This window comes from Sphingomonas phyllosphaerae 5.2 (assembly GCF_000419605.1).
Taxonomy (GTDB): domain Bacteria; phylum Pseudomonadota; class Alphaproteobacteria; order Sphingomonadales; family Sphingomonadaceae; genus Sphingomonas; species Sphingomonas phyllosphaerae_B.
This window is the reverse complement of record NZ_ATTI01000001.1, coordinates 40,218-65,466: the sequence shown is the minus strand read 5'-3', so window position 1 is coordinate 65,466 and position 25,249 is coordinate 40,218. Positions and strand designations below refer to the sequence as shown.

Annotated in this window: 33 protein-coding genes and 1 tRNA gene; 14 read left to right on the top strand and 20 right to left on the bottom strand. The window is 66.7% G+C overall.

Annotation, left to right across the window (positions count from 1 at the left end; translation table 11 throughout):
* Positions 1-48 precede the first annotated feature (48 nt).
* The gene (locus tag SPHPHY_RS0100360; RefSeq protein ID WP_022684730.1) at positions 49-558 is read left to right on the top strand and encodes a ubiquinol-cytochrome C chaperone family protein; all 510 of its coding nucleotides are present in this window, start codon (positions 49-51) and stop codon (positions 556-558) included.
* On the top strand, positions 555-1,085 hold the full coding sequence (locus SPHPHY_RS0100355; protein ID WP_022684729.1) for a YceD family protein: 531 nt from the start codon (positions 555-557) through the stop codon (positions 1,083-1,085). The genes SPHPHY_RS0100360 and SPHPHY_RS0100355 overlap by 4 nt, the downstream gene beginning before the upstream one ends.
* Here the strand turns inward: SPHPHY_RS0100355 and SPHPHY_RS0100350 are convergent.
* Genes SPHPHY_RS0100350 through ftsE form a run of 4 tightly spaced genes read right to left on the bottom strand, consistent with a single transcriptional unit; the run spans position 1,076 to position 3,868 of the window.
* A complete protein-coding gene (locus tag SPHPHY_RS0100350) occupies positions 1,076-1,762 on the bottom strand; it encodes a lysophospholipid acyltransferase family protein (protein ID WP_022684728.1) in 687 nt (228 codons plus the stop codon). The two genes, SPHPHY_RS0100355 and SPHPHY_RS0100350, sit on opposite strands and share 10 nt — an antisense overlap.
* Positions 1,759-2,295, bottom strand: coding sequence for a YdcF family protein (locus SPHPHY_RS0100345; protein ID WP_022684727.1), 537 nt, complete (start codon positions 2,293-2,295; stop codon positions 1,759-1,761). The genes SPHPHY_RS0100350 and SPHPHY_RS0100345 overlap by 4 nt, the downstream gene beginning before the upstream one ends.
* The gene (locus tag SPHPHY_RS0100340) at positions 2,292-3,164 is read right to left on the bottom strand and encodes a cell division protein FtsX (protein WP_043129876.1); all 873 of its coding nucleotides are present in this window, start codon (positions 3,162-3,164) and stop codon (positions 2,292-2,294) included. Before SPHPHY_RS0100340 ends, SPHPHY_RS0100345 begins: the two co-directional genes overlap by 4 nt.
* Positions 3,161-3,868: a cell division ATP-binding protein FtsE gene (gene ftsE, locus SPHPHY_RS0100335; RefSeq protein WP_028056316.1), complete on the bottom strand. Its 708-nt coding sequence runs from the start codon at positions 3,866-3,868 to the stop codon at positions 3,161-3,163. Before ftsE ends, SPHPHY_RS0100340 begins: the two co-directional genes overlap by 4 nt.
* Positions 3,869-3,997: 129 nt before the next feature.
* Here ftsE and SPHPHY_RS0100330 point away from each other — a divergent pair, with 129 nt between their 5' ends.
* From SPHPHY_RS0100330 to SPHPHY_RS0100320, 3 genes are all read left to right on the top strand, one after another.
* Positions 3,998-4,768 (top strand): MJ0042-type zinc finger domain-containing protein, encoded by a 771-nt coding sequence (locus tag SPHPHY_RS0100330; protein WP_022684724.1) that lies wholly within the window; start codon positions 3,998-4,000, stop codon positions 4,766-4,768.
* 104 nt (positions 4,769-4,872) lie between these two features.
* Positions 4,873-4,959, top strand: a tRNA-Leu gene (locus SPHPHY_RS0100325).
* Between the two features lie 122 nt (positions 4,960-5,081).
* A complete protein-coding gene (locus tag SPHPHY_RS0100320; RefSeq protein WP_081645180.1) occupies positions 5,082-7,226 on the top strand; it encodes a transglycosylase domain-containing protein in 2,145 nt (714 codons plus the stop codon).
* Here SPHPHY_RS0100320 and SPHPHY_RS0100315 read toward each other — a convergent pair.
* From SPHPHY_RS0100315 to SPHPHY_RS0100305, 3 genes are read right to left on the bottom strand one after another with little or no spacing between them, the layout of a single operon-like run.
* On the bottom strand, positions 7,196-7,876 hold the full coding sequence (locus tag SPHPHY_RS0100315; protein ID WP_022684722.1) for a M48 family metallopeptidase: 681 nt from the start codon (positions 7,874-7,876) through the stop codon (positions 7,196-7,198). The two genes, SPHPHY_RS0100320 and SPHPHY_RS0100315, sit on opposite strands and share 31 nt — an antisense overlap.
* The gene (locus SPHPHY_RS0100310) at positions 7,873-8,316 is read right to left on the bottom strand and encodes a YcgN family cysteine cluster protein (protein ID WP_022684721.1); all 444 of its coding nucleotides are present in this window, start codon (positions 8,314-8,316) and stop codon (positions 7,873-7,875) included. Before SPHPHY_RS0100310 ends, SPHPHY_RS0100315 begins: the two co-directional genes overlap by 4 nt.
* Positions 8,304-8,891 carry an SCO family protein gene (locus SPHPHY_RS0100305; protein ID WP_022684720.1) on the bottom strand — a complete coding sequence of 196 codons (588 nt, stop codon included), beginning with the start codon at positions 8,889-8,891 and terminating at the stop codon, positions 8,304-8,306. The genes SPHPHY_RS0100310 and SPHPHY_RS0100305 overlap by 13 nt, the downstream gene beginning before the upstream one ends.
* Here SPHPHY_RS0100305 and SPHPHY_RS0100300 point away from each other — a divergent pair.
* Positions 8,884-9,567, top strand: a complete 684-nt coding sequence (locus SPHPHY_RS0100300; protein WP_231370311.1) for an ankyrin repeat domain-containing protein — start codon at positions 8,884-8,886, stop codon at positions 9,565-9,567. The two genes, SPHPHY_RS0100305 and SPHPHY_RS0100300, sit on opposite strands and share 8 nt — an antisense overlap.
* Before the next feature lie 19 nt (positions 9,568-9,586).
* On the opposite strand, the gene SPHPHY_RS0100295 is transcribed toward SPHPHY_RS0100300, so the two are convergent.
* The 11 genes from SPHPHY_RS0100295 to SPHPHY_RS0100245 form a co-directional block, all read right to left on the bottom strand.
* Entirely contained in the window at positions 9,587-10,078 is a 492-nt protein-coding gene (locus SPHPHY_RS0100295) for an MmcB family DNA repair protein (RefSeq protein ID WP_022684718.1), read from the bottom strand.
* A 68-nt stretch (positions 10,079-10,146) separates the two neighbouring features.
* Positions 10,147-10,779, bottom strand: coding sequence for a cell wall hydrolase (locus SPHPHY_RS0100290; protein ID WP_022684717.1), 633 nt, complete (start codon positions 10,777-10,779; stop codon positions 10,147-10,149).
* Between the two features lie 170 nt (positions 10,780-10,949).
* Entirely contained in the window at positions 10,950-11,285 is a 336-nt protein-coding gene (locus SPHPHY_RS0100285; RefSeq protein ID WP_022684716.1) for a DUF1491 family protein, read from the bottom strand.
* A complete protein-coding gene (locus tag SPHPHY_RS0100280; protein WP_022684715.1) occupies positions 11,282-11,734 on the bottom strand; it encodes a PaaI family thioesterase in 453 nt (150 codons plus the stop codon). Before SPHPHY_RS0100280 ends, SPHPHY_RS0100285 begins: the two co-directional genes overlap by 4 nt.
* Entirely contained in the window at positions 11,724-12,194 is a 471-nt protein-coding gene (locus SPHPHY_RS0100275) for a PTS sugar transporter subunit IIA (RefSeq protein WP_022684714.1), read from the bottom strand. Before SPHPHY_RS0100275 ends, SPHPHY_RS0100280 begins: the two co-directional genes overlap by 11 nt.
* A gap of 9 nt (positions 12,195-12,203) precedes the next feature.
* Positions 12,204-12,794, bottom strand: a complete 591-nt coding sequence (gene hpf / locus SPHPHY_RS0100270; protein WP_022684713.1) for a ribosome hibernation-promoting factor, HPF/YfiA family — start codon at positions 12,792-12,794, stop codon at positions 12,204-12,206.
* Positions 12,795-12,850: 56 nt separating this feature from the next.
* Positions 12,851-13,540, bottom strand: coding sequence for a DNA polymerase III subunit epsilon (dnaQ, locus tag SPHPHY_RS0100265; protein ID WP_022684712.1), 690 nt, complete (start codon positions 13,538-13,540; stop codon positions 12,851-12,853).
* Between the two features lie 10 nt (positions 13,541-13,550).
* Positions 13,551-14,150 (bottom strand): dephospho-CoA kinase, encoded by a 600-nt coding sequence (coaE, locus tag SPHPHY_RS0100260; RefSeq protein WP_022684711.1) that lies wholly within the window; start codon positions 14,148-14,150, stop codon positions 13,551-13,553.
* Positions 14,147-14,953, bottom strand: a complete 807-nt coding sequence (locus SPHPHY_RS0100255; protein WP_022684710.1) for a shikimate dehydrogenase family protein — start codon at positions 14,951-14,953, stop codon at positions 14,147-14,149. Before SPHPHY_RS0100255 ends, coaE begins: the two co-directional genes overlap by 4 nt.
* Positions 14,950-15,537, bottom strand: a complete 588-nt coding sequence (locus SPHPHY_RS0100250) for a Maf family protein (RefSeq protein ID WP_022684709.1) — start codon at positions 15,535-15,537, stop codon at positions 14,950-14,952. The genes SPHPHY_RS0100255 and SPHPHY_RS0100250 overlap by 4 nt, the downstream gene beginning before the upstream one ends.
* Complete coding sequence (locus tag SPHPHY_RS0100245) at positions 15,537-16,367, bottom strand: pyruvate, water dikinase regulatory protein (protein ID WP_022684708.1); 831 nt, start codon at positions 16,365-16,367, stop codon at positions 15,537-15,539. Before SPHPHY_RS0100245 ends, SPHPHY_RS0100250 begins: the two co-directional genes overlap by 1 nt.
* A gap of 310 nt (positions 16,368-16,677) precedes the next feature.
* On the opposite strand from SPHPHY_RS0100245, the gene hemE reads away from it, so the two are divergent.
* The 7 genes from hemE (at position 16,678) to ribA (ending at position 23,262) form a co-directional block, all read left to right on the top strand.
* Positions 16,678-17,700 carry a uroporphyrinogen decarboxylase gene (hemE, locus tag SPHPHY_RS0100240; RefSeq protein WP_419554947.1) on the top strand — a complete coding sequence of 341 codons (1,023 nt, stop codon included), beginning with the start codon at positions 16,678-16,680 and terminating at the stop codon, positions 17,698-17,700.
* Complete coding sequence (locus tag SPHPHY_RS0100235) at positions 17,700-18,155, top strand: CopD family protein (RefSeq protein WP_022684706.1); 456 nt, start codon at positions 17,700-17,702, stop codon at positions 18,153-18,155. The genes hemE and SPHPHY_RS0100235 overlap by 1 nt, the downstream gene beginning before the upstream one ends.
* 160 nt (positions 18,156-18,315) lie before the next feature.
* Positions 18,316-19,572 (top strand): transcription termination factor Rho, encoded by a 1,257-nt coding sequence (gene rho, locus SPHPHY_RS0100230; RefSeq protein WP_022684705.1) that lies wholly within the window; start codon positions 18,316-18,318, stop codon positions 19,570-19,572.
* 162 nt (positions 19,573-19,734) lie between these two features.
* Entirely contained in the window at positions 19,735-20,499 is a 765-nt protein-coding gene (locus SPHPHY_RS0100225) for a TerC family protein (RefSeq protein ID WP_022684704.1), read from the top strand.
* 64 nt (positions 20,500-20,563) lie between these two features.
* On the top strand, positions 20,564-21,175 hold the full coding sequence (locus SPHPHY_RS0100220) for a LolA family protein (protein ID WP_022684703.1): 612 nt from the start codon (positions 20,564-20,566) through the stop codon (positions 21,173-21,175).
* Positions 21,176-21,424: 249 nt separating this feature from the next.
* Positions 21,425-22,207, top strand: a complete 783-nt coding sequence (locus SPHPHY_RS0100215; RefSeq protein ID WP_022684702.1) for an exodeoxyribonuclease III — start codon at positions 21,425-21,427, stop codon at positions 22,205-22,207.
* A 32-nt stretch (positions 22,208-22,239) separates the two neighbouring features.
* Positions 22,240-23,262 (top strand): GTP cyclohydrolase II, encoded by a 1,023-nt coding sequence (gene ribA, locus SPHPHY_RS0100210; protein ID WP_051148340.1) that lies wholly within the window; start codon positions 22,240-22,242, stop codon positions 23,260-23,262.
* An 8-nt stretch (positions 23,263-23,270) separates the two neighbouring features.
* Here the strand turns inward: ribA and SPHPHY_RS0100205 are convergent, their stop codons facing one another.
* Positions 23,271-23,939: an HAD family hydrolase gene (locus tag SPHPHY_RS0100205; protein WP_022684700.1), complete on the bottom strand. Its 669-nt coding sequence runs from the start codon at positions 23,937-23,939 to the stop codon at positions 23,271-23,273.
* Positions 23,936-24,595: a YggS family pyridoxal phosphate-dependent enzyme gene (locus SPHPHY_RS0100200; protein ID WP_022684699.1), complete on the bottom strand. Its 660-nt coding sequence runs from the start codon at positions 24,593-24,595 to the stop codon at positions 23,936-23,938. The genes SPHPHY_RS0100205 and SPHPHY_RS0100200 overlap by 4 nt, the downstream gene beginning before the upstream one ends.
* Positions 24,596-24,647: 52 nt before the next feature.
* Here SPHPHY_RS0100200 and SPHPHY_RS0100195 point away from each other — a divergent pair, with 52 nt between their 5' ends.
* Positions 24,648-25,142 carry a thiamine phosphate synthase gene (locus SPHPHY_RS0100195; RefSeq protein WP_081645359.1) on the top strand — a complete coding sequence of 165 codons (495 nt, stop codon included), beginning with the start codon at positions 24,648-24,650 and terminating at the stop codon, positions 25,140-25,142.
* Positions 25,143-25,249: the final 107 nt, after the last annotated feature.

Sequence of the window (25,249 nt, the reverse complement as noted above, 5' to 3'; positions counted from 1 at the left end):
ACAAGCGCGCGCCGTCGCGGGTGTGCGCACGATCGAAGGGAAGACGGGTTGGGCTGGTTGACGAAGGTATTGCGGCGGCGCGACCGAAGCGCGGCGCTGCCGCTGTACGACGCGGTGGTCGCTCGCGCGCGCGCGCCGCACTGGTATCTGGACGGCGCGGTGCCGGATACGCTGGACGGGCGGTTCGACATGGTGGCGGCGGTGCTGGCGATGGTGTTGCTCCGGCTGGAGGAGGATCCCGACGGACCGGAACCGACCGCGCGTCTCACCGAGCGATTCATCGACGACATGGACGCGCAGGTGCGCCAGATCGGCTTCGGCGACATGGTGGTCGGCAAGCATGTCGGGCGGATGATGGGGATGCTGGGCGGTCGGCTCGGCGTCTACCGCGACGGGTTGGCGAGCGGCGACCTCGACGCGGCGCTGATCAGGAACTTGTATCGCGGCACCGCGCCCGGCGAGGCGGCGCTGGCGCATACCCGCGACGGTCTGGTCGCGCTGCGCGGCGCACTTGATGCGGTGACGGTGCCGCAAATGATAGAAGGACGGGTGCCATGACGACGGAATTTTCCCGCATCGAGCGGCTGGACGAGATCGGCGGCGAAGACCGGCAAGTAATGATTGAGGCCAACGACGCCGAGCGCATGGCGCTGGCGCAGCGCTTCGGATTGCTGGCGGTCGAGCGGTTACAGGCCGATCTCGCGATCCGCCGTGAGGCTAATGGCATTATGGCGCACGGCCGGGTCACTGCGCGGGTCGTGCAGGCCTGCACCGTCACCGGCGATCCGCTGCCGGCGACGGTCGACGAACGCGTAGCGCTGCGCTTCGTTGAGCCGGCACGTGCCGGCGAGGAGGAGATCGAACTGGCCGGCGACGCGCTCGACACGATCGAGATCGAGGGCGGCGGGGTCGATCTCGGCGAAGCGGCCGCCGAGACGATGGTGCTGGCGCTCGACCCGTTTCCGCGTAGCCCGGATGCTGGCGCGGTACTCAAGCGTGCGGGAGTGCTTAGCGAAGAGGAAGCCGGCGCGTTCGGCGCGCTCGCAGGGTTGAAGGCGCGACTGGAGGCGAAGGATCAGGGCTGATTCAGCACGTTGATCGCGGCGTGCACCCGCGCCTCTGCGTCGCGGCGCGGCAGCCCCGGCGGGATGGGCGCGCCGATCCGGATCGTGATGACGCCCGACCGCTTCGGCCCTTTTTTCGGCAGCAACCGCCCGCTGTCGAGCGCGATCGGCACCACCGGCAAGTTGAGCGCCTTGTAGAGCCCGGCGAATCCCGAGCGGAGCGGCGGGCTCTCGCCGTGCGGAACGCGTGTCCCCTCGGCATAGACGATCACCGACCGCCCCGTAGCGCGTACCGCCGCCGCCTCCCGCATCAGCGCGCGCAACGCCTTGGACGACGCCTCGCGATCGACGACGATCGCCCCGTACTTCACCGCCGACCATCCCCACAGCGGAATGCGCATCAACTCACGCTTCAACACCATTGCGGGCGACCCGAGCTGCAGTTGCAGTTCCAGCGTCTCGTACATCGCCTCGTGCTTGGCGACGAAGAGATATTGGCCCGTTGGGATCACTCCTTCGATGCGCGGTGTGATACCGAGAACCCGCCGCATCAGGAACCGGTGCAGTCGCGACCAGCGATCGGAATGCGCGATCAGTACGCGTTGCCCGAACAAGCCGGCAATCGGCGTCGTCGCCACGATCGGCACCGACAGGATGTAGAATAACGTCCGGAATGCGATCGTGCGAAACCAGTTCACCGCCAGTTCTCCCCCCACAAGACCACGCGGCGAAGCAGCAGCTTGTTATATTCATTGAATGCCTGGGTCAGCGTCGGCTGCGCCGGCACGCCGTCGACTATGACGGTCACCTCCGTCCCCAGCACCGGCCCGAGTTCCAAGGCCGCGCGCCGGGCGTGCCAGTTCGAGGTGACAAGCCGGATCGAGCGATAGCCACGCGCCCGCACCCAGGCGGCTGTCTCCTCGGCGTTGCTGCGCGTGTCGACCGCTTCCGCACCGAGATCGACGCAGCAGGCGATCGTCGCGGCATGACCGGCGACGCGCGCGAGGTCGGCGCGGGTGACGCCCGGCGCGGTCCCGGTCACCAGCATCCGCCGCGCCCGGCCATGCTCGAGCAGGTCAAGCCCGCGGGCGGTCCGTCCCGCCGCACCGGTCGGCACCACGATACCGTCTGTCAGCACCCGCGGATCGGCAGGCGCGGGCAACGCCAGCATGAAGAGCGCGAACCCCAACATCCAGGCCAATAGTGCCAGGGCGAAAAGTCGCTTTGTCACGCTACCCGCCCCAACGCACGCACGACCGCCACGTACGCCACCGTCGCCGCGAACCCGACGAACGCGAACGGCAGCGCAATTATCGCGATCCAACCGTTTTGGCCCAGCGTCATACCGTCCAGCAGTTGCGATCGGGTAACGCCGGCAAGCTGCCCGAGCAGCAGGATCACTCCCCAGGCCGCCACACTGCCCGCCGCCGCGCCGAAGCCGGCGTCGCGCGCGATACGTCGTTGAAACAGCTGCGCCACCTGCGCATCGGTCGCGCCGAGCCCGTGCATGATCTCGATCGTCGTGTGATGCGCGCCGAGCGCCGAGCGGATCGCCAGCAACACCACCGCTGCGCTGGCCGCGATCATCAGCACGACCGTCGTGCCCGCCAACACCGTAAGCGTAGTCAGCAGCGTGCCAGTCCCTGCAAGTGCATCGGCATGTGCATCCACTCGCGCCGCCGGTGTGATCGCTGACAAAGCGGCACGAACTTGTGCCAGCGCATCCGGACGCGGCGCCAGCTCGATATCGATCAACGCCGGAACCGGCAGGTCGGCACTGGCCGCCGTATCGCCCAGCCACGGGCCGAGCAGTCGCGCCAGTTCGGCGGGCGGCACGGGACTAGCACGGCGTACCGCCGGCGCAATGCGCAAGGTCGCCAGTACCCGCGCGGCGATCGCCTTCCGACTCGCCGCGTCGGCCATCACGATCTGGACCGTTGCGCGCCCCGCCAGCGCTTCGCGCAACGCCTCTGCCCCACGCGCCGCGCCGATCCCGCCAGCCGCCGCGAGCATTGTCAGGAACAGCATGATCGCCAGCACGCCGGCCATCATGCGGCCCTCGTTCGCAGTATCGAGGACACGGGCAGTCGCTGCGGTCATGCGCGCTCGCGCCAGGCCGGGACGCGGGACGCGCCGGCCGGATCGGCCAGCCGCCCGCCGGCGATCCGCATCGTCTGCGCGGCGGGCACCTGGGCCAACAACTGGGCGTCGTGCGTCGCCACTACGACGGTGGTGCCCAAGGCGTTGAGCGATACAAACAACTGGATCAGCCGGTCGGCCATCGCATCGTCGACGTTGCCGGTCGGCTCATCGGCGAGGAGGATGTCCGGACGTGCGATCACCGCGCGCGCGATCGCCGCACGCTGCTGCTCGCCGCCCGACAGCGTCGACGGGCGCGCGGCGGCACGATGCCCGAGCCCGACCCAGGCGAGCATCTCGCCGACCGCCTCGCGCACCTCCTCCTCAGGCACTGCGGCGATCCGCAGTGGCAGCGCGACATTGTCCGTGATCGACAGGTGAGGGATGAGCCGGAAATCCTGGTAGACGACCCCGATCCGCCGCCGCAGCAACGGCATCCTTGCGCGCGGCATCGTGACCACGTCGGACCCGAAGAGCCGGATCACCCCCCGGCTGGGGCGCTGCGCGAGGTACAGCAGCCGCAACAGCGAGGTCTTGCCAGCCCCGCTGGCACCGGTGAGAAAATAGAAGGCGCCGGCAGCGAGCGCGAACGTGACGTCGCGCAGCACCTCTTCGCCATGGCCGTAGCGCAGGCCCACGTTCTCGAACTGCACGATCGCCGCCATCGCCCACAGCCTTTGCACGCGCGGCATGGCCGCTTCAAGCATGGGGGACTCGCAGACCGCTTCGCCGCTTGCCTTCGTACTGGCGCGCGTGCTTAGATTCGGCTCGTTCGTCCTGCCGGTGCCGCGCCTATGATCCTCGATTGTCCCGAATGCCGCGCCCGCTACCTGGTGCCGGACCACGCCATCGCGCCGCCGGGCCGCACGGTACGCTGCGCCAATTGCGGGCACAGCTGGTATCAGGACGTCGCCTACGCCGACGAGCCGGACGAGGAAGCGGCAGAAGTCTTCGCACCCGTCCCCCTGCAGGCGCCCGCGGCTCCGGAACCGGAACCCGCGCCGGTCGCGGAGGCGCCCGCTCCGCCCCCCCCGCCTGCGCTGCCACTTCAAGCGCCGCCGGCAAAATCCGCCACCACGCCCGCGGACCCCGGCAATTACGACGCATTCGCGCACCGGCCGCCATTTCGCGCGCCGAAGCGCGGCAGCGCTCGAATGCGCACGATCGCAAGCCTCGCCGCCGGGCTGCTGATGCTGGCTGCGGTTGCTGTGATCCTGTGGACGACCGCGCCGGGACTCGCGCAACAGATCGGCCTGTCGATCGGCCCGGAGGAACTGCCGCTGCGCATCGCCGACAATCCCATCGAGCGCCGCAAGATGGCCAATGGTTCGGAGCTGTTCGCGGTAAGCGGGCGCATCACCAACCCGTCCTCGACCCGGCAGCGCGTGCCGGATATCCGCGCCGACCTGCGCGATTCGCAGAACCGCATCGTCTTCAGCTGGACGATCACCCCGCAACAACGCACCCTGCTGCCGGGCGGCGCGATCGACTTCAATTCGGCACAGGTCGATGTTCCGGCGAGCTCCAAGCGGCTCGATTTAAGCTTCGTCGGCGAGACGAACTGAACGTCGCAATCGGCGCGCCTGACGAATTGACGTTGCCAGCCGCCAAGCGCTTTGCTAGGGGCGCGTCCCTACCAGACGCCGGGTTTGCCCGGTGGACAACACGTGCGGTCGTGGCGGAATTGGTAGACGCGCAACGTTGAGGTCGTTGTGTCCGAAAGGACGTGGAAGTTCGAGTCTTCTCGACCGCACCATCCTCCCGCTTCGATGCGGTGAGTGAGAGGCCGGGGCCAGGCGCCGCGTAGCCGCCCGTCAGCCCGATGTGGCAGACGTCTTGTTAAGCCCCGCTCAAGCCTCTATCCGCCACGGGCTTAATATGGCCCGCGCCCGTACCTCCCGCTCCGCCCCGTCCAAAGCCCGTTCGCCGTGGCGACGTCGGCTGGGCCTCGCCCTGAAACTGGCGCTCGCCGCCATCGTGCTGGCGACTGCCGCACTGGTGACCGCTGTCTATATCGCGCGTTCGCAGCTGCCGAGCTTCGAATCGCTCAAATCCTCGCCGAACGGGCAAATGATCCGCGTCCACGCCGCCGACGGATCGGTGCTGGTGTCGCTCGGGCCGAGCTATGGCGAATGGCTTTCCTACGATCGCATTCCCGCGGTGATGCGCGAAGCGACGGTCGCGGTGGAGGATCGCCGCTTCGACCATCACATCGGCGTCGACCCGATCGGGATCATGCGCTCGCTCTACGTCAACTACGAACGCGGCCGTCGCGTGCAGGGCGCCTCGACGATCACGCAGCAGCTGGCTCGTAACATCTTCCTGAACAACCAAAAGAAGTTCGGGCGCAAATTCCGTGAGGGCATTCTGGCGCTCGCGCTGGAGCGCAAGTTCACGAAGGATCAGATCCTCGAGCTTTACCTCAACAAGGTCTATTACGGCGGCGGCGCGTACGGCATCGACGCCGCCAGCCGGAAGTTCTTCGGTCACGGTGCCGGTGAACTGAGCCTCGCGGAAGCGGCGGTGATCGCCGGCCTCGTGAAGGCGCCGTCCAATTACTCGCCGACCGCGGACGCCGAGGCGGCGGTCGGGCGTGCCGGCGTCGTGATCCAGCAGATGGTGCGCAACGGCTTCATCTCGGTCGCCGACGCACGTGACGCCAATGAGACCGGTGTGAAGCTGGCCCCTGCGCCGCGCCAGAACAGCGTGCGCTACTTCACCGACTGGGCGTTGCCACAACTCGACCTGCTGATCGACGAAACCGAAAAGCCGCTGGAGGTTTGGACCACGCTGGACCCGGCGATGCAGCGCGACGCGGATACTGCGGTACGCGCGAACGTGCCCAAGGGGGCGCAGGGGGCGCTGGTCGCGATCGATCGCGACGGGTCGGTGCGCGCGATGGTCGGTGGGACCGATTACGTCAGCTCGATCTATAATCGCGCGACGCAGGCGCAGCGGCAGCCTGGGTCGTCGTTCAAGCTATTCGTTTACCTCGCCGCGCTGGAGGCCGGGCGCACGCCCGAGGACAGGGAACTCGACGCCCCCGTCACGATCGACGGCTGGAGCCCACGCAACGATTCGCGGCGCTTCTCGGGCGAGGTGACGCTGCGCACTGCCTTCGCCTATTCGCTGAACACGATCGCGGCGCGGCTGGGGCAGGCCGTCGGCTTCCAGACCGTGGCCGACATGGCCCGGCGCTTCGGCATCACGACGACGGTCAATACTCACCCCTCCATGGTGCTGGGCACGTCGGACGTGCGGCTGATCGACATGACCCGCGCCTTCGCAAGCGTCGGGAACAAGGGTGTGGCGGTGACGCCGTTCGGCATCACCCGCGTGACGGCTGACGGCGAGGAAATCTATCGCCACGAAGTGGATCGCAGCCAGGTGCTGGTAGCACCGAACGTCGCGGCCGAGATGACCGACCTGCTCCAGACAACCGTCAACACCGGGACGGGACGCGCAGCACAGATCGGACGGCCGGTCGCAGGCAAGACGGGTACGACGACCAGCAGCAAGGACGGCTGGTTCCTCGGCTTCTCCTCCGGGCTGACGACCGGGGTGTGGATGGGGCGCGACGACGCACGTCCGATCGCCGGGCTGCACGGGGGGACCGCCCCCGCGCGCGCGTTCCAGCTCTTCATGAGCAAGGCGGTCGCGAATCGTCCGATTGAGCGATTCGAGACCGCGGTAACGTTGCCGGAGGCGCAATTGGAACCGGACGCGGAGAGCTATTATGGCGCGCCCGACAATTCGGCCTTCGTCGATCAGGACGGCTACGGTCCGGACGATGGCACCCCGGCGCCGCAGGAACAGGCACCGGTATTCGGACCCGAGCGCCCTGTCGTCCAGCCGCTGCCACCGCGCGACGATAATGGCGAACCGCGCCGCGACGATGAGCGGTTGGACCAGGACTGGCTGGATCGGGTTACCGGGCAACCACGCCGCGACGCGGTCCGCACCCCGCCACCGCGTACAGGCAATCCGACCAATCAGCCGCCCGGCGAGCGCCCGAACCAGTGAAGCGCGGCGCCGTTGGCGCGAAGCCAAGCACGTTCCACCTTCGGCTCGCGCCCGTAAAGCTGCGCGACCAGGGCGTGGAAGGCGGGCGAATGATCCATGTGGACGCGGTGCGCGACTTCATGCGCGGCGGTTGCGCGTCTTACGTCCGGGGGGGCGAGCACCAGCCGCCAGCTATAGCGGATCGCGCCATGATGCGCGCAGCTGCCCCAGCGCCCGCGTGCATCGCCGATCGCGACTCCAGTGACGATCACTCCGGCACGATCGGCGTAGAAAGCCGTATCGGCCTCCAGCAGCGCCAACGCCCGGCGGCGCAACCACGCATCGACGCGCCTTGGCACCATATCGGCGGGGCCGCCGACCAATAGCCGGTCGTCAATCGCCGAAGGTAGTCGTGGCGCGTCGGCAAGCCACGTGATCGTCAGCGCGCGACCGTCGACCGGCAGCACCGCGCCGGGCACGAACGGACGCGCCTCCGGCAAGCGACCGCGCTGCCGCTCGATCCATGCCGTTTGTGCGTGTGCCCATGCCAGCGCCTTGGTCGCCGATGCCCGGGACGGCAACGTCAGCCGCGCACGCCCGGTGACCGGATCGAACGACAGCCGCGTGCGACGTGCGCGCGCGTTGCGGACGACCAGTATGCCGTCGCTCACAACTGGCGATCGACCATATGCAATTCGAGTTCGCCGGCATCGTCCTCGCTAATCGTCCAGCCGCGCACCGATTCGCCCGCACGGTGCACCGCCTCCCGGTCGCCGGAAACGAGGTAATGCCATGTCGGCAACTGTTCGCCATTGGCGCGCAAGCGATAGGCGCAGGTGGTGGGCAGCCAGTCGATCGCATGGACGTTGCCCATCGTCAGCCGCACGCATTCGCTGACATAGGCGCGACGGTGGCGGTAATTCGAGCACTGCCCGCTGCCCCGGTCGAGCAGGCGACACGCTACGTTGGTGGCCACCAGCTCGCCGGTATCTTCATCCTCCAGCTTGTGGAGGCAGCACTTCCCGCAGCCGTCGCACAATGCCTCCCATTGCGCACGATCGAGCTTGTCGAGCGGGGTCGATTCCCAGAACCGGCCGGTCAGCGCGCCCATGTCGTTATTTCCTTCGCGATTGCGGCTGGTGGCCCTTCCGGCAGCAAGGCCAGTGGGCGGCCGTCCGGATCGAAGAGATATATCTGTCGACTGTGATCCATCAGGTAGCCGTCGGCCGTCCCTGCACCACGCGCGAAATAGATGCCATATTCCTTGGCGACCTTCGCGATCTGCGCCGCGCTACCGGTCAACCCCACCAGCCGCGGATGGAAGGCAGTCACGAAACGCTTGAGCGCAGCTGGCGTGTCGCGTGCGGGATCGATCGTGATGAAGATCGGCACGATCTTCTTCGCCAACGCCGGATCGTCGCGCTCCAGCAGCTTGAGCGCGGCCGCGATGTTCTGCACGTCTGTGGGGCAGACGTCCGGGCAGAAGGTGTAGCCGAAGTAGACGATGCGATAGCGCCCGGCGAAATCACGATCGCTGACGGCACGGCCGTCCTGATCGGTCAGCGAAAAGGCTCCGCCGATCCGCGCTCCGGCGAGCGGCGGGTCACCCGCGGGTTCCTGCGTGCATCCCGCGAGAGGCCCGGCGAGCAGCAACGCGAGCGAGACGGCGAAACAGCGCATGTTCATGGTGGTGGCAGATGTGATGGGTTATAGCGCCCGGCGCAACCCTTGGCCTCCCGCGAGAACCGATCCGATGCTTCGTCGTCCGCTCCTGAATGCCGCGCTGCTTGCCGCGCTGTCCGTCACCTCAGCCTTACCTGCCGTCGCGCAACAACAGTCGCAGCGCTACAAATTCCTGGAAGCCGTGCGTAAAGGCGACGGCAACGCCGTGATCGCGATGCTCGACCAGCCGGGGCAAACGATCGTCAACACCCGCGACGTGTCGTCTGGGGAAGGCGCGGTGCACATCGTGGTGAAGCGTGGCGACGCGGCCTATCTCCGCTACCTGCTCTCCAAGGGCGCCGACGCGAACCTGCGCGACGCCCAGGGCGATACGCCGATGATGTTGGCGGTTCAGGCCGGGCAGCCGGAGCTGGTGCAGATCCTTGGCACGTCGAAGGCGAACGCGAATCTCGGCAACAATGCCGGGGAAACGCCGCTGATCCGCGCGGTGCAGCGCCGCGATCTCGCCTTGGTCCGCGCCGTGCTCGCTGCTGGCGGCAACCCGGATCAGACCGATAACGTCGCGGGCATGTCGGCGCGCGATTATGCCAAGCGTGACACCCGCTCGCTCGCGATCCTGAAGACGTTGGAGGACGCACCGGTGAAGACGCAGCGAGCGGTGTCAGGTCCGAAGTTTTAAGCGGCCCACCCGCGCCGGATCAGAAGCCCTGCACCGCGTCCGGATCGTTCGCGGCGATGACGCGGCGCGCGGCGCGGCGTGCGAATGCCAAGGTGCCACGCTTGCGGGTCGGCGCCGGAAGCAGTTCGGTCCGCGCCTCGCGGATGATCGCGGCGTCGTAGCGATCGGCCACGATCAAGCCGGTGCGATCCGGCAGGAACGCCTCCCCTGCGATCGGTGATGCGTCGAATCCTGCTGGCACCGCCCAATAGAACCGGTCGCAATGCGCAAGGTAATCCTGCCATTTGCCGTCGCCCAGCAGGTCGGCACGCGATACCTTGATCTCGACGATGACGAGCTGTCCGCGCGGGTCGATCGCCATCAGGTCGGCGCGGCGTCCGCCATCCAGCGATACTTCAGCGATGGCGGTCAGGTCGTGGCGCAGCAGCATCCGCGTAACGCCCCTCGCCACATCCGCAGCGCAGAGGGCGGTCGTCGTTTCGCTGTGGCAGGTATCCGGTGTCGTCAGCATCGCCCGGAATAGTAGAACATCATGCGAACGAAAGCCAAGCCTTCGTTCGTCCCGACCCGCCGGTTCGTTCAGCGATAGAAGATGTGGTTGCCGATCGAGGCGACGCGGGTGCCGTTGGCATGACCGACACGACGGTGATTGAAGTACAGCGCGTTGGCGGCATCGCTCTCCCAAGCATCCTTCATCGCGACCTTGGCCACTGCCATCGCCGTGCGCCAATCGTCGTTGCTCGGTGCATCCGGCACCCGGCCGGAGCGCACGAACGAGAACTGGCCCTTCTGGGTCACAACGTCGCAGACGCTGCCACCGAAGCGGCGCGAGCGCGTGCGGTTCAGGATCACCTCGGCGACAGCGAGCTGGCCACTCAGCGGCTCACCGCGCGACTCGAAATAGATGGCGCCGGCAAGGCAGCGCAGGTCTTCGTCGACGTCCGAGCGGATCGACTGGTCGGCAACTGCAGCAGCAAGCGTGGGATAGGCGATCTGCTCTTCTACCTGCTCCGGCGTTACCGTGGCTTCCTGCACGGTCGCCGTGGCGGGAGCGATCGTGGGAACCTGCGACGGAAGTGCGAGTTGAATTGCAGTAGATGCGGCAGGAACGGCCGGAAGATCAGCGGCCAGGCCGGGTGCGCTCTGCGCTATCAGAGCCATGGCCGAGAAAGTAAGCGTCGCGAAAGTCGCGATGCGCGAGCTGAACGGCATTCCACATCATTTTTGTGCGGTGGGTGCGCGGGAACGATCGCTGAACCAGCGTTAGCTGCCTCCGTATCGCCCGGGTCCCCCCCGACTGCGTCACCGTTCGGGATCGCACCCCGCATCGGCACAACGCACATTGTCGATGAGGATCGGCTACGGCCGACAGGTTAACAGGGTCAATGCGACAGGATCGTTTCAGCGACGAACCGTTCGGCGTCCGGGACGTCCAGTTCGATGACCCACAAATCGGGATCGCGCCGACGACGGTTTTGCCAATAGTCCTCCAGCATCGCTGTCTCATTCGACTCCGGGCCAGCGGCAACCAGCGCGTCCCGGTCGTCAAGCCCGCGCATACGCTCGATCGCGCGAAGCCCACGCCCTTCGGCGATCAGTACCAGGATTGCCCCACCCTGCGGCTCGCCCCTGGCACGCACTACCGCCAGCCCGCCCGAATCGTTCACTCGCCGCAGCAGCGCTCCGATCGCGAGATGTGTCGGCAGTCGGCTGCTCATGCGGCGGCGTAGCCGGGCAGCGACGCGAGTGCGATCCGCGAGCGCATGAAGGTGCCCGTGCCGCGCGCGACTTCTTCACCATCCGCGGTCACCAGTCTCGCTTCGGCCACGAACACCCGGCGCTGCCCGCTGATCCAGCGACCTTCGGCAACCACCGGGCCCTCGCCTAACGGGCGGGTCAATAGCAGGCTGAATTGCGTGGTGAGGAGGAATCGATCAGTTACCAGGCTGTTGCAGGCGTAGAAGGCCGCGTCGTCCAGCATTTTGAAATAGCTGGTGCCGTGCGCGGCGCCTGCGGCGTGAAAGTGGCGACGATCGACCTCGAAATGGATGCGCGACTCGCCGGGGTTCGTCACCTCCAACCGCGATGCGAAGAAGCGATTGATCGGCGCGGCCGCATACAGCGCTTCGAGAGCGCGGTAATGCGCCGTGGCACCTTCAGGCGGCATCACGCGCCTCATGATCGGTCAACAACGCGTAGATCGCATCGGGCGAGCCGGCGCCGCGCAGCTTGGCGACCAGTCCCCGATCGCGCATTCGGCGCGCCACCCGGGCCAATGCCTTCAGATGCTCGCCTCCCGCTTGGGGCGGCGACAACATCGCCACGATGACGTCGACCGGTGCGTCGTCGACCGCACCGAACTCGAGCGGATGGGTCAGTCGCGCGACCGCTATCGCCACGCGCGGCAGCCCCGCGATCCGCGCATGCGGGATCGCGACACCGCCGCCGAAGCCGGTCGAGCCCTCTTTCTCGCGAGCGGCCAGAGCGTCCGCCACCGTTCGCGCATCGACCCGCAGCAGCGGTGCGACCAGCGCGCCGAGCTGCGTGAAGAGCCCTTTCTTGGAGGCAGCGGACATTCCGACCACGATGAGTTCCGGGACGAGCAGGTCGCTGAGATCACTCGTCATCGACGCGGATCAGCCGCCACGCTGCGGCTCCACCCACCCGATCGTGCCGTCACCGCGCCGATAGACCATATTGTACGATCCGGTTCCGGCATTCTTGAACAACAATGCCTGGGTGTTGCGCAGGTCGAGCATCATCACCGCATCGGATACGCTCGCGTCCGGCACGTCGACGCGCGTTTCGGCGACCACCAGCGGCGCATCGCCCGCATCGTCCTCGCCGATCTGCTCGGCAAACAGCGTGTAGCCGGCATTATCGTAGCCGATGCGTTCCTGGGTCTCTTCGGTCGCGGCATGCGCGGCGTGGCGATCCTTCAGGCGACGCACGTAGCGGCGCAGCTGCTTCTCGATCTTCTCCGCGGCACCATCGAAGACCAGATGCGCGTCGTGCGCGTCGTGCCGGCCCTTCAGGATCAGTCCGCGCGTGACGTGCGCCACGATATCGCAGGTGAAGCCGTTGTCGTGCGGACCCTTTCCGAACGTCACCTCGGCGGAGATCGCGCGGGCGAAGTATTTATCGGCGATACCCTGGAGCCGGTCCTGAACGTGGGCCTTCAGCGCGTCGCCGATCGCCACCTGATGACCTGAAATCCGGATATCCATTGCTTCTTCTCCTTATCAAGCCGAACCGCCCCCTCGCGGCCCGGCGGTCTTTCGCGTCAGTCGGACGCGGCGACACCCCACAGGGGCTCTTTGACCCCCTTCAGAAACGCAGCGTGCGCTACCAGTTCCGCATCGCTAGGCGAAAAGACCCGCAGCGGACGGGCGCGGACCGGTGCGGCAACCACCTCCACAGCGATGACCGGAGGCGCCTCGCTGATCAGGCCTAGCCCGATCTGGCGCCCGCCCAGCAGTTCGACATAGACCTGTGCGAGCAGCTGTGCGTCCAGCAAGGCGCCGTGCAGCACACGGTGCGAGCGATCGATGCCATAGCGGTTGCACAATGCATCGAGCGTGTGCTTCGCGCCGGGATGACGGGTGCGCGCGATCGCCAGCGTGTCCACCATCCGCGACCGGCACACGACGGTCTGGCCGCAACGCTCCAACTCGCCGTTTAGGAAGGAGAAGTCGAACCCCGCATTGTGCGCGATCAGCGGCGCGTCGCCGATGAACTCCAGCAAGGCCCCGACACCGGCGGCGAACAGCGGGTGTTTCGAGAGAAAGGCCGCGGACAGGCCGTGGACCCGCTCCGCCTCGACGGGCATATCGCGCTCTGGATGGAAATAGGCATGGAAGGTGCGACCGGTTTCAACCCGGTTGACCAGCTCGACGCAGCCGATCTCCACCATGCGGTCCCCGCCCGCAAAGCTGAGGCCGGTGGTTTCGGTGTCGAAAACGATCTCACGCATGATCGCATCGTTATCGGCGCTCGATGTCGTGCACGCAAGCGATGACACGGTCGACCGCCCCGCGCGTCTGCTCCAACGGCACGTCGGTGCCGATCACCCAGTCGGCGCGGGCACGCTTTTCGGCATCGGGCATCTGGCGCGCCAGGATGGCCTCGAACTTGTCGACGGTCATCCCGGGCCGGGCGAGCGTGCGTACACGCTGCACATCCGCGGCGGCGGAAACGACCACCACCTTGTCGACGTCGCGATCGCCGCCGGTTTCGAACAGCAGCGGTATGTCGAAGACGAGCATCGGCGCATTCCGATGCCGGTGGACGAACGCCGCACGCTCGGCCCGCACCGCGGGATGGACGATAGCCTCCAGCGTCCGCATCGCCGCATCGTCGCCCAGCACCGCCGCGCCCAGCGCGGCACGATCGACACCGCTCGTTCCCGTCGTTCCGGGAAAGCGCGCCTCGATCGCGGAGAGCAACGTCCCGTCAGGTCCTTGCAGCCGGTGAACCACGGCATCGGCATCGAACACCGGTACGCCGGCGTCGGCGAACATCGCGGCTACCGTCGACTTGCCCATGCCGATCGAACCGGTCAGCCCAAGAATTACCGGTCTCATGCCAGCAGGCGCGCGCGCAATTCCTCATCATGCTCGCGCGGCGGCGCGGCGCCGAAGAACAGCTCGAAGGCGAGCGCCGCTTGCCCGACGAGCATTTCCAGTCCGTCGACCGTTTCGAGTCCACGCGCCTGCGCCGCCGCAAGCAGCGGGGTGACAAGCGGTGCGTAGACGATGTCGTAGACGATCGCGTCGTCGGCAAGCGGGCCGAGATCGAGGTCGAGCGGCGGCTGCCCTGCCATCCCCAGCACGCTGGCGTTGACCAGCAACGCCGCCGCCGGAAGCCGGGCGGTCAACGGCAGCGCCTCGCCCTTCAATCCGAACTGCGCCAGCAGCGCCGCGCCTTTCAGCGGTGTACGATTTAGCAAGCTGACCCGCCCTACGCCGGCGCGAGACAAGGCGAACAGCACCGCCCGCGCCGCCCCGCCGGCCCCGACGACGACGATCGGGCGTCCGCTCAGGTCGAGGTCGGCGATCGGCGAAAGGAAGCCGGCGGCATCGGTATTCGTCGCGACCAGCGCACCATCCTCGCCGCGGAACACCGTGTTGACCGCGCCAATCGCGCCGCGCACGTCACCGGGATCCGGAACATGATCGAGCACCGCCAGCTTGTGCGGGACGGTGACGTTGCAACCGCGCCACGCAGTGTCCTGCTCGCGCTGCGCGAAGAAGGCGCCGAGATCATCACTGACCACGCGCGTTGCGCGATAATCGCCCGCCAGCCCGAGCTTCTCGAGCCAGAATCCATGGATCAGCGGCGATTTGGAATGGGCGATCGGATCGCCGATCACTTCGGCATAGGTCATGTCGGCAACACCTGTCGGACGCGCAGATAATCGAGCACCGGGAGCAACGGCATCCCCAGCACCGTGAACTGGCTGCCGTCGATGCGCGCGAAGAGCTGCGCACCCGGTCCCTCGATACGGTAGCAGCCGACACAGCTCGCGATCGCCGGCCATTCCGCATCGAGGTAGGTCTCGATGAACTCGGGTGACAGGGTACGGACGAACATCTTGGCCTTGTCGACGATGCGCCACACCGCCTGCCCGTTCTCGGCGATCACCGCCGCACTGACCAGATCGTGGCGCTTGCCGGACATGCGCGCCAGGTGATCGCGCGCCTCGTCGCGACTCGCCGGCTTGTCGAGGATCGTGCCGTCATCGAGCACGGCGAGGCTGTCCGATCCCAACACCAGATGGCCGGGATGCCGCGCAGAGACCTTCAACGCCTTCAGCTCGGCCAGCGCGTCGGCGATGTCGCGTGGATGACGCCCCGCCATCGCCTCCTTCAGCGCCGCTTCGTCGGCATAGGCGGGTTCGGCGCTGAACGGCACGCCGGCGGCGGAGAGCATGGCGGTGCGCGAGGCGCTTTGCGAAGCGAGGATCAGCATCAATCGGTGTTCCGTGCAGCTAGCCCGCGGCGTTCATTGACCAGGGCGATGATCGCGGCGGCGGTTTCTTCGATCGAGCGGCGCGTGACGTCGATCACCGGCCAGCCGTTGTCGGCGAACATGCGCCGCGCATAAGCGATCTCGCGCGCGACGGCGTCCTGGTCGACGTAATTGGTTTCGGTCGCCTGATTGAGCGAGAGCAGGCGGTTCCGGCGGATCTGGATCAGCCGATCGGTGCTGGTGGTAAGCCCGACGACCAGCGGGTTCCTGAGCGAGAACAGCACGGGCGGTGGCGGGCTTTCGACGACGACCGGGATGTTGGCGGTCTTGTATCCGCGATTGGCGAGATAGATCGAGGTCGGGGTCTTCGACGAACGGCTAACCCCGGCGAGCAGGATGTCCGCCTCTTCCCATTCCTCGTGCGCGATGCCGTCATCATGCGCGATCGTGAACTGGATCGCATCGACGCGCGCGAAATAGGCGGCGTCCAGCACGTGCTGGCGGCCCGGCCGCGCCTTGGCCTGCTGACCGAGCAGCACCGACAGGGCATCGTTGACGGGGTCGAGCGGAGCCACCGTCGGAAGCCCGAGCGCGCGGCAGCGCGTTTCGAGCGCGGTGCGGGTCGCCGGATTGACCAGGGTGAAGATCACCAGTCCCGGGTTCTGCGCGATCTCCTGGAGGATGCGGTCGAGGTGCGTCTCGGTGCGCACCATCGGCCAGAAGTGCCGCACCGTCTCGACATCGTCATATTGCGCCAGTGCGGCCTTGGCGATGTTCTCCAGCGTCTCGCCGGTCGAATCCGACAGCAGGTGGAGATGAAGGCGGTTCATGAACCTGCTGGACCGATCTGTGGATAACGTGTGGATCGGCGGTAGCGTAACTCGCTCGACCCGCCAAGCGCGGCACCCGGCCGTGGATAAACCGGATTCCATCCACACCGTCGTCCCCAGCCATGGATTCAATCCACAGCCTGTGAATCACGGGGATCATCTGCCGCGAATCCGCTCGGCTCCATCGAACGATCGTGAGTCAAGCTGTTGGCAATTCCGGTGATGACGCATAAGCCCCGCAACCCACGCGCCCACTACAGCAACAACCAGCTCTCTAGAATCTTCTTGAAGGGAAGATGGATCGCACATGATGGTTAACAAACCCCTGTTGCGAGTCCTGAACGGCACCCGCAGCGAGCGACCGCCGACGTGGCTCATGCGGCAAGCAGGACGCTACCTGCCCGAATATCGCGCGTTGCGTACCGAGAAGGGCGGGTTCCTCGCGCTTGCAACCGATCCGATCGCAGCCACCGAAGTGACGCTGCAGCCGATCCGTCGGTTTGGTTTCGACGGCGCGATCCTGTTTTCCGACATCCTGATGGTGCCATGGGCGCTGGGACAGGACCTGTCGTTCGGGGTCGGCGAAGGGCCGCGGCTGGCCCCGCCGCTGGTCGATGCCGCGCTGGAGTCGCTTGCGGCACTGCCGGCCCGGCTCGATCCGGTCTATGCGACGGTGCGTGGTGTGACCGCAGCGCTTCCGGTGGAAACGACATTCCTGGGATTCGCCGGATCGCCGTGGACGATCGCGACCTATATGGTCGCCGGGCAGGGTAGCCGCGATCAGGAAGCGACTCGCCGCTACGCCTATGCCGATCCGCAGGCGTTCGCCGCGATCGTAGATGCGGTGGTTGCGATGACGATCGACTATCTCGCCGGGCAGATCGCGGCCGGGGTAGAGGCGGTGCAGCTTTTCGACAGCTGGGCCGGCAGCCTCTCGCCCGAGCAGTTCGAGCGCTGGGTGATCGCGCCCAACCGTGCGATCGTCGATGGCGTGCGTGCGCGCTGCCCCGGCGTACCGATCATCGGTTTCCCCAAGGGCGCGGGCGGTAAGCTGGCCGCCTATGCCGCGGGTACCGCGGTCGATGCGATCGGCCTGGATGAGACGGTCGATCCGTTATGGGCAGATGCGGTGTTGCCGCCGGCATTGCCGGTGCAAGGCAACCTCGACCCGCTCGCGCTGCTGACCGGCGGCGTTGCGCTTGATCGCGGGATCGACCGCGTGCTGGCGGCGTTCCCGGAGCGGCCGCATGTCTTCAACCTCGGCCACGGCATCGGGCAGCATACCCCGATCGCGCATGTCGAGCAGCTGCTACAACGGGTGAGGGGCGAATGATGGCGGGTTTCCTTGGTGCGACCTACGATTGGGTGAAGGCGGCGCACGTCATCTTCGTGATTTTCTGGATGGCCGGATTGTTCATGCTGCCGCGTTATCTCGTCTATCATCAGGAGGGGCTGTCCGATCCCGCAGATGCGGCGCGCTGGACGGAGCGCGAGGGCAAGCTGCGGCGGATCATCCTGACGCCGGCGATGATCGCGGTGTGGGTGCTGGGCATCGCGCTGGCGTTGAACGCGGGGATCGCGGACGGTACGCCCGGGCTGGGGTGGCTGCATGCCAAGCTCGCGATCGTCTTTCTGTTGTCCGGTTACCATGGCTGGGCGGTCGGCTATGCGAAGAAGCTGGCGAAGGGACGCACGACCGTCTCGAACAAGGCGCTGCGCATGATGAACGAGATTCCGGCGCTTGCAGCGACGCTGATCGTCATTCTTGTGATCGTGAAGCCGTTCTGATCGGCGCATCCCCGCTTGACTAAGCGGGGCATGAATCATACCTCGCCCCTACGACGCCATCGGTCCTCGGTGCGCGCCGCATCCTTTACAGCTTCGTTTCTCGAGCGTTCTCCATCGCCGGCCGAGCTTCCCCGACCCCCGATCACATCGGACAGATACAATGCATCTCAAGGACTTGAAGAAGAAGGCGCCGGCCGAGCTCGTGCAGCTGGCCGAGGAACTCGGCGTCGAGGGTGCCTCGACGCTGCGCAAGCAGGATCTGATGTTCGCGATCCTGAAGGTGCAGGCCGAAAACGGCGAGCAGATCATGGGCGAGGGCACGATCGAGGTGCTGCCCGACGGCTTCGGCTTCCTGCGGTCGGCGCAGGCCAATTATCTCGCGGGCCCCGACGATATCTACGTCAGCCCGAACCAGGTGCGGAAGCACGGCCTGCGCACCGGCGATACCGTCGAGGGTGAAATCCGCGGGCCGAAGGATGGCGAGCGTTACTTCGCGCTGGTGAAGATCATGCAGGTCAACTTCGAGGAGCCCGAGCGCGTTCGTCAGCGCGTCAACTTCGACAACCTCACCCCGCTCTACCCTGACGAGCGGCTGAAAATGGAAATCGAGGACCCGACGATCAAGGACAAGTCGGGCCGCGTGCTCGACGTGGTCGCGCCGATCGGCAAGGGGCAGCGCTGCCTGATCGTCGCGCCGCCGCGCGTCGGCAAGACGATCATGATGCAGAACATCGCGCGCGCGATCGGACACAACCATCCGGAAGTGTTCCTGATCGTGCTGCTGATCGACGAGCGGCCCGAGGAAGTCACCGACATGCAGCGCACGGTGAACGGCGAGGTCGTCTCGTCGACCTTCGACGAACCGGCGACGCGCCACGTCGCGGTTGCCGAGATGGTGATCGAGAAGGCCAAGCGACTGGTCGAGCACAAGAAGGACGTGGTGATCCTGCTCGACAACATCACCCGCCTCGGTCGCGCCTACAACACCGTGGTCCCGTCCTCGGGCAAGGTGCTGACCGGCGGTGTCGACGCCAATGCGTTGCAGCGCCCGAAGCGCTTCTTCGGTGCGGCCCGCAATATCGAGGAAGGTGGATCGTTGACCATCATCTCGACTTCGCTGATCGATACCGGCAGCCGCATGGACGAAGTAATCTTCGAGGAGTTCAAGGGCACCGGCAACGCCGAGATCGTCCTCGACCGGAAGGTGGCGGACAAGCGCATCTTCCCGGCGATTGACGTCGGCAAGAGCGGTACGCGCAAGGAAGAACTGCTGGTCGAGAAGGGGCAGCTTTCGAAGATGTGGGTGCTGCGCCGGATCCTTATGCAGATGGGCACCGTCGACGCGATGGAGTTCCTGCTGGGCAAGATGAAGGATTCAAAGACAAACGACGACTTCTTCGACTCGATGAATCAATAACCAGTCGGGCCGGCCGCGCGCGCAGCCGGCCCCGTCCGATCGGGCCGGCAAGGCGTCGTATCTGGCCGATGTCGCGCGGCGGCAGCCGCCACTCCGCGGCACGTCGAGCGACATTATCGCTCGCAGGCCCGCGCCGGAACGTTATGCCGGTCAGCATCATTGATGTTGGTCAGCACGGGGAGTGACCTTATCTTGAGCCTTATCGCTACGCTTGCCGCCGCGGCTTCCGCGGCCGCGCCCATCCAGGGTCCCGGATCGCTGGGCGATATCTGGCATCATATCGTTGCCGACTTCTCCAATCTGTCCGATCCGGCGGCGCTGGCGGCGTTCGGATCGGTGCTGATGATCGATCTGGTCCTGGCGGGCGACAATGCGATCGTCGTCGGTGCCCTGGCGGCGGGATTGCCGACCGAGCAGCGCAAGAAGGTGATCCTGATCGGGATCGGCGCCGCGCTGGCCTTGCGGATCCTGTTTGCGCTGATCGTCACCTGGTTGATGGGGATCGTCGGATTGATCTTCGCCGGCGGCTTGCTGTTGCTGTGGGTCAGTTGGAAGTTCTGGCGCGAAATCCGCAGCGGCGGGCAGTCCGAGCTCGATGCGCATGGCGATCCGAACCTCGCCCGGCCGGTAAAGAGCTTCGCCGCGGCGGCGTGGGCGGTCGCGGTGGCGGATGTTTCGATGAGCCTCGACAACGTGCTGGCGGTCGCCGGTGCCGCCCGTGAGCATCCCGGCATTCTGGTCATCGGTTTGCTGCTGTCGGTGGCGTTGATGGGTTTGGCGGCGAACTTCATCGCGCGGATCATCGATCGCTATCGCTGGATTGCGTATATCGGCCTCGCGGTGATCGTCTTCGTCGCTTTCCGAATGATCTACGAAGGCTGGGTTGGCGCCGAAACCACTCCGGGGCTGGTTACGCTGTTTTCGTAAGGGTTCACGGCGGGTTCAATGCCGCCGTGGCACCGGCGGGACTTCGTATTTGTCAGGAGACATCATGTCCAAATACCTCCTGCCGCTGACCGTTCTGGTGACGGCCTCAGTGCCGGCGGTCGCACAGACGTCGCCGGATCTGGCGGCGGTACAGCGGCATCTTTCCGACACCGGGTCGATGACCGCAGCCTTTGCGCAGACCGATCGTAACGGCCAGGTACTGACCGGCACGCTGACGCTGAAGAAGCCGGGCAAGATCCGGTTCCAGTATCAGAAGGGCGTGCCGCTGCTGATCGTCGGTGACGGGAAGGCGTTCACGTTCATCGATTATTCGGTTCGGCAGGTGCAGCGCTGGCCGATCAACAATTCGCCGCTCAGCATCCTGGTCGATCCGACCCGCGACATCTCGCGCTATGCGAAGGTGGTGCCGTCGACGAATTCCGGCGTTCTGTCGGTAGAGATCTACGATCCGAAGCACCCCGAATATGGCCGCATGACGATGGTCTTCGCGCGTAAGCCGGATGCGCCGGGCGGGTTGATGCTGCAGGGCTGGGCTGCGCTCGATAGCCAGGGGAACCGTACGACGATCCGGCTGAGCGGCCAACGCTTCAACATGCCTGTATCCGACTCCACGTTCCGGTGGACAGACCCGCGTCGACAGGGTCGCACGGGCTAAGAAGGGTATTTTCTTCCAATCCGTTCATCTGTGCGAAAGGCTGGCGCCGCTAGATAGGAACCACGGTCGGTGGGCACCGGGATTTTCCCCCTGTTGCCCGGTCTCCCCGCCTACCGCTTGCGTGACGAACGCTGAGTCGGCCCTCGCTCCATGCCCCCGGAGCGGGGGCCTTTCTCTATGTGGCGGCTGGCGATCGCGTCGCCGCGCCGCGCCTTGTCGGCCCGTGCCGCCTTGGCTACCTAGGCCAGCGTGAAGATCGTCTCCTGGAACATCAACTCGGTCCGCTTTCGCATCGAGATCGTCGAGCAATTCCTTCGCGAGGCGCGGCCCGACGTGTTGTGTCTTCAGGAAACGAAGGTGATCGACGCGGACTTTCCTACCGACGCCTTTCGCGCGCTCGGCTACGAGCACGTGCTGCTTCATGGCCAACGGATGCACCACGGTGTTGCGATCGTCGCGCGTGTGCCGGTGGTGGAGGACGACCGGTTCGACTGGCAGGCGAACCGCGAGGCGCGGCATCTGGGCGTGCGATTGCCCAACGGCGTGCGGCTGGAGAACGTCTATGTCCCTGCCGGCGGCGATGTTCCCGATCGTGAAGTGAACCCCAAGTTCGGGCAAAAGCTGGATTTTGTGGAGCGGATGACACGCTGGTCCGAGGGATTGAGCGTCCCGACGATCCTGACAGGCGACTTCAACATCGCGCCGCTGCCAAGCGACGTCTGGAGCCACAAGGCGCTGCTGAAGGTGGTCAGCCACACCCCGATCGAGGTCGAGGCGCTCGAGGGGCTGAAAGGGTCGAACGACTGGGTCGACCTCGGCCGGCATTTTCATCCGGCGCCGGCGCGGTTGCACACGTGGTGGAGTTATCGCTCTCCTGATTGGACCAAGAACGATCGCGGGCGCCGGCTGGATCATATGTGGGCGACGGGCGATGTCGCGAAGACGGCAACGGCCCATAAGGTATTTGAATCGTGCCGTAGTTGGCTGAAGCCATCCGATCACGTGCCGATCATGACCGAGTTCGACTGGTGAGTGCCCGCAATGCCGCGCGCGCGATCGATGCGATGCGGCGAGGTTGGCCGATCGCCGTAGCGGCGGCAGGCGAGGCTCCGCTGGCGCTGCTCGCGATCGAGACGGCGGATGCCGAGCGGATGGCGCGCTTTACCGGCGACCGGGCGCACGACGTGCTGCTGTCGAGCGGGCGGGCCGAGACATTGAAGCTGTCGAATCAACGCGATGCGGCGGTGCCGGATTGGCCGGTGGTGATCGAGCATGCCCCATGGTTCGACATGGCGCTGGCGACGGCGCTGGCCGATCCGCAGCTCGATCTTGCGACGCCTTTCAAGGGACCTTTTCGCACGATTCCGGTGACATCGCCGCAAGCCGCAGCGGCGGCGCTACGGCTGGCGCGTATTGCGGGATTGCTGCCGGCCTTCGTGATCGGGGCCGGGGCCGTCGAGGAGACGGTGCGGGTCGAGGATATCGATGCGCATGAGGATTCGGGAAGACTGGCGATCGCCGTGCGCGCGCGGCTGCCGGTGGCGGGGGCTGAGCACGCCGAGATCGTCGCGTTTCGATCGCCCGAAAGCGCCGACGAGCACGTCGCATTGATCATCGGGGTGCCGAACGGTGCACCGCCACTGGTGCGTTTACACAGCGAATGTCTCACCGGGGACGTGTTGGGCAGCCTGAAATGCGACTGCGGGCCGCAACTGGAAGCGGCGATCCGCGCGATCGCGGCGGCGGGGTGGGGCGTGTTGCTGTACCTGCGGCAGGAGGGGCGCGGGATCGGTTTGGTCAACAAGCTGCGGGCCTATGCGCTTCAGGATCAGGGTTTCGACACTGTCGACGCCAACATGCGGCTCGGCTTCGCGATCGACGCGCGCGACTTTGGCGTGGCGGGCCGGATGCTGCAGTTGCTGGGGCAGGGCCGGGTGCGGCTGTTGACCAACAACCCCGCGAAGGTCGCGGGGCTGGAGGCGGCCGGGGTGACGGTGGTCGAGCGCGTGCCGCACGCCTTGCCGCCAAATCCCCACAATGCGAGATATCTCGCGACCAAGCGCGATCGGACCGGCCACCAGCTCTAAGCGAGCGGTTACCCCAACAGGGCGGCGACGTCGTCGAAGTTGCGGGCGATGGCATCCACCCCGATCGCGCGGAGGCGTGTTGCGTGATCCGGGCCACAATGCGCGCCGGCGACGAGCCCGACGACGAACGCGCCGCTCGCGACTGCCCCGGTCGCCCCGACCGGCGAATCCTCGATGATCGCACAGCGTTCGATCGCGACGCCCAGCTTCTCCGCGGCATACAGATAGAGATCAGGGGCGGGCTTGCCGTTGGCGACGTGCTCGGCGCCGGAGTAAAGGTGTTCGCCGAAGGAGGCGCGCAGCCCGAGATGGTCGAGATGCGTGGCGATCCAGTTCACGCGGCTGGAAGACACGACGGCGCGGCGCAGCGCTGGCGGGAGGGCGCGGACGAAGGCGGTGGCGCCCGCGACCTCGGCAATGCCTTCTGCCAGGCAGCGCTCGTTCTCGACGGTACGCTGCGCGTGGAAGTCGGCGGGGATGGCAGCGCCGATATAGGTCTCGACCGCGCCGAGGAAATCCTTGCCCGCCAGACCCATGAAGCGCGACATCGATTCCTCCGCGGAAATCGGATGCCCGGCAGCGGTCAGATAGTCGGCGAGGTGGCGGTTGCCCGATGCCTCGCTCTCGATCAGGACGCCGTCGAAGTCGAAGAGCAGGGCATCGAAACGCGGGGTCATGCGCGTGGCCCGAACAGCGCCGAGCCGACGCGGACGTGCGTGGCACCGAGCATCACCGCCTGCTCGACATCGTCGGACATACCCATGCTGAGTCCTGCCATTCCGGAATCCCTTGCGATCTTCGCCAGCAACGCAAAATAGGGCGCGGGTTCGATCCCCGCCGGCGGGACGCACATCAGCCCCGCAACCGGCAGGTCGGCGGCGCGTGCTTCGGCCAGCAGCGCCGGCAAGGCGCCGATCGCGCAGCCGCCCTTCTGCTCCTCTTCCCCGATATTGACCTGCACGAAGCAATCGGGCCGGCGACCGCTGGCTTCCATCGCCCGCGCGAGCGCGGTGACGAGCGAGGCACGATCGACACTATGGATGGCATCGGCGAGCGCGACCGCATCGGCGGCCTTGTTCGACTGCAATTGTCCGACAAGGTGCAGCCGCACGCCTTCGAATTCGTCACGCAGCGCCGGCCATTTCGCCTGTGCCTCTTGCACGCGGTTCTCGCCGAAGTCGCGATGGCCCGTGGCGAGCAGCGGGCGGATCGCCGCGGCATCCTGAGTCTTCGACACCGCCACCAGCGTGACGCCGGCAGGATCACGGCGCGCGGCGCGGGCGGCGGTCGCGATCCGGGCATGGATGGCGGCGAGACGGTCGTCGGAGGTCATTGCGCGCGCTATAGGCAGCCGTATGGCTGCCCGCCACCCCATCTGCTGGCTGATGACCGACGAACGCCGTGAGGGGGCGCTGTGGGGCGATTTGGCGCGTCTACCGCGCGGCGGCGGCGTGATCTTCCGCCATTACGACACGCCGGCGGCGGAGCGTCGGATGCTGTTCGAACGCGTGCGCCGGATCGCGCGCGCGCGCGGGCTGGTCCTGGTGCGCGCCGGCGCGGTGCCGATGCGCGGCGAGGCGGGGGTGCACGGGCAGCGCGGGCACGGGCTGGTGACGTGGCCGGCGCACGATCGCCGCCAGGCGCTGGCGGGGGTACGGGCGGGCGCGACAATGCTGTTCGTGTCGCCGGTGTTCGCGACCCGGTCGCATCCGGGTGCGCGCGGCATCGGACCGGCGCGGGCAGCCACGATCGCGCGCGGGCTACCGGTCGTCGTGATCGCGCTGGGCGGGATGGATATGCGGCGGTGGCGACGTATCCGGGCGCTGGGATTCGACGGGTTCGCCGCGATCGATGCGTGGGGCCGACCGCGGCGGACTTGACGGTGCGGCCGACTACCGCGTTACCGGGTCCAGGGAAGCGCTTGGGATAGCGGATCCCGGGGATCAAGCCCCAGGGCGAGGGACGAGTCGCGGACCGTGGAGCGGTG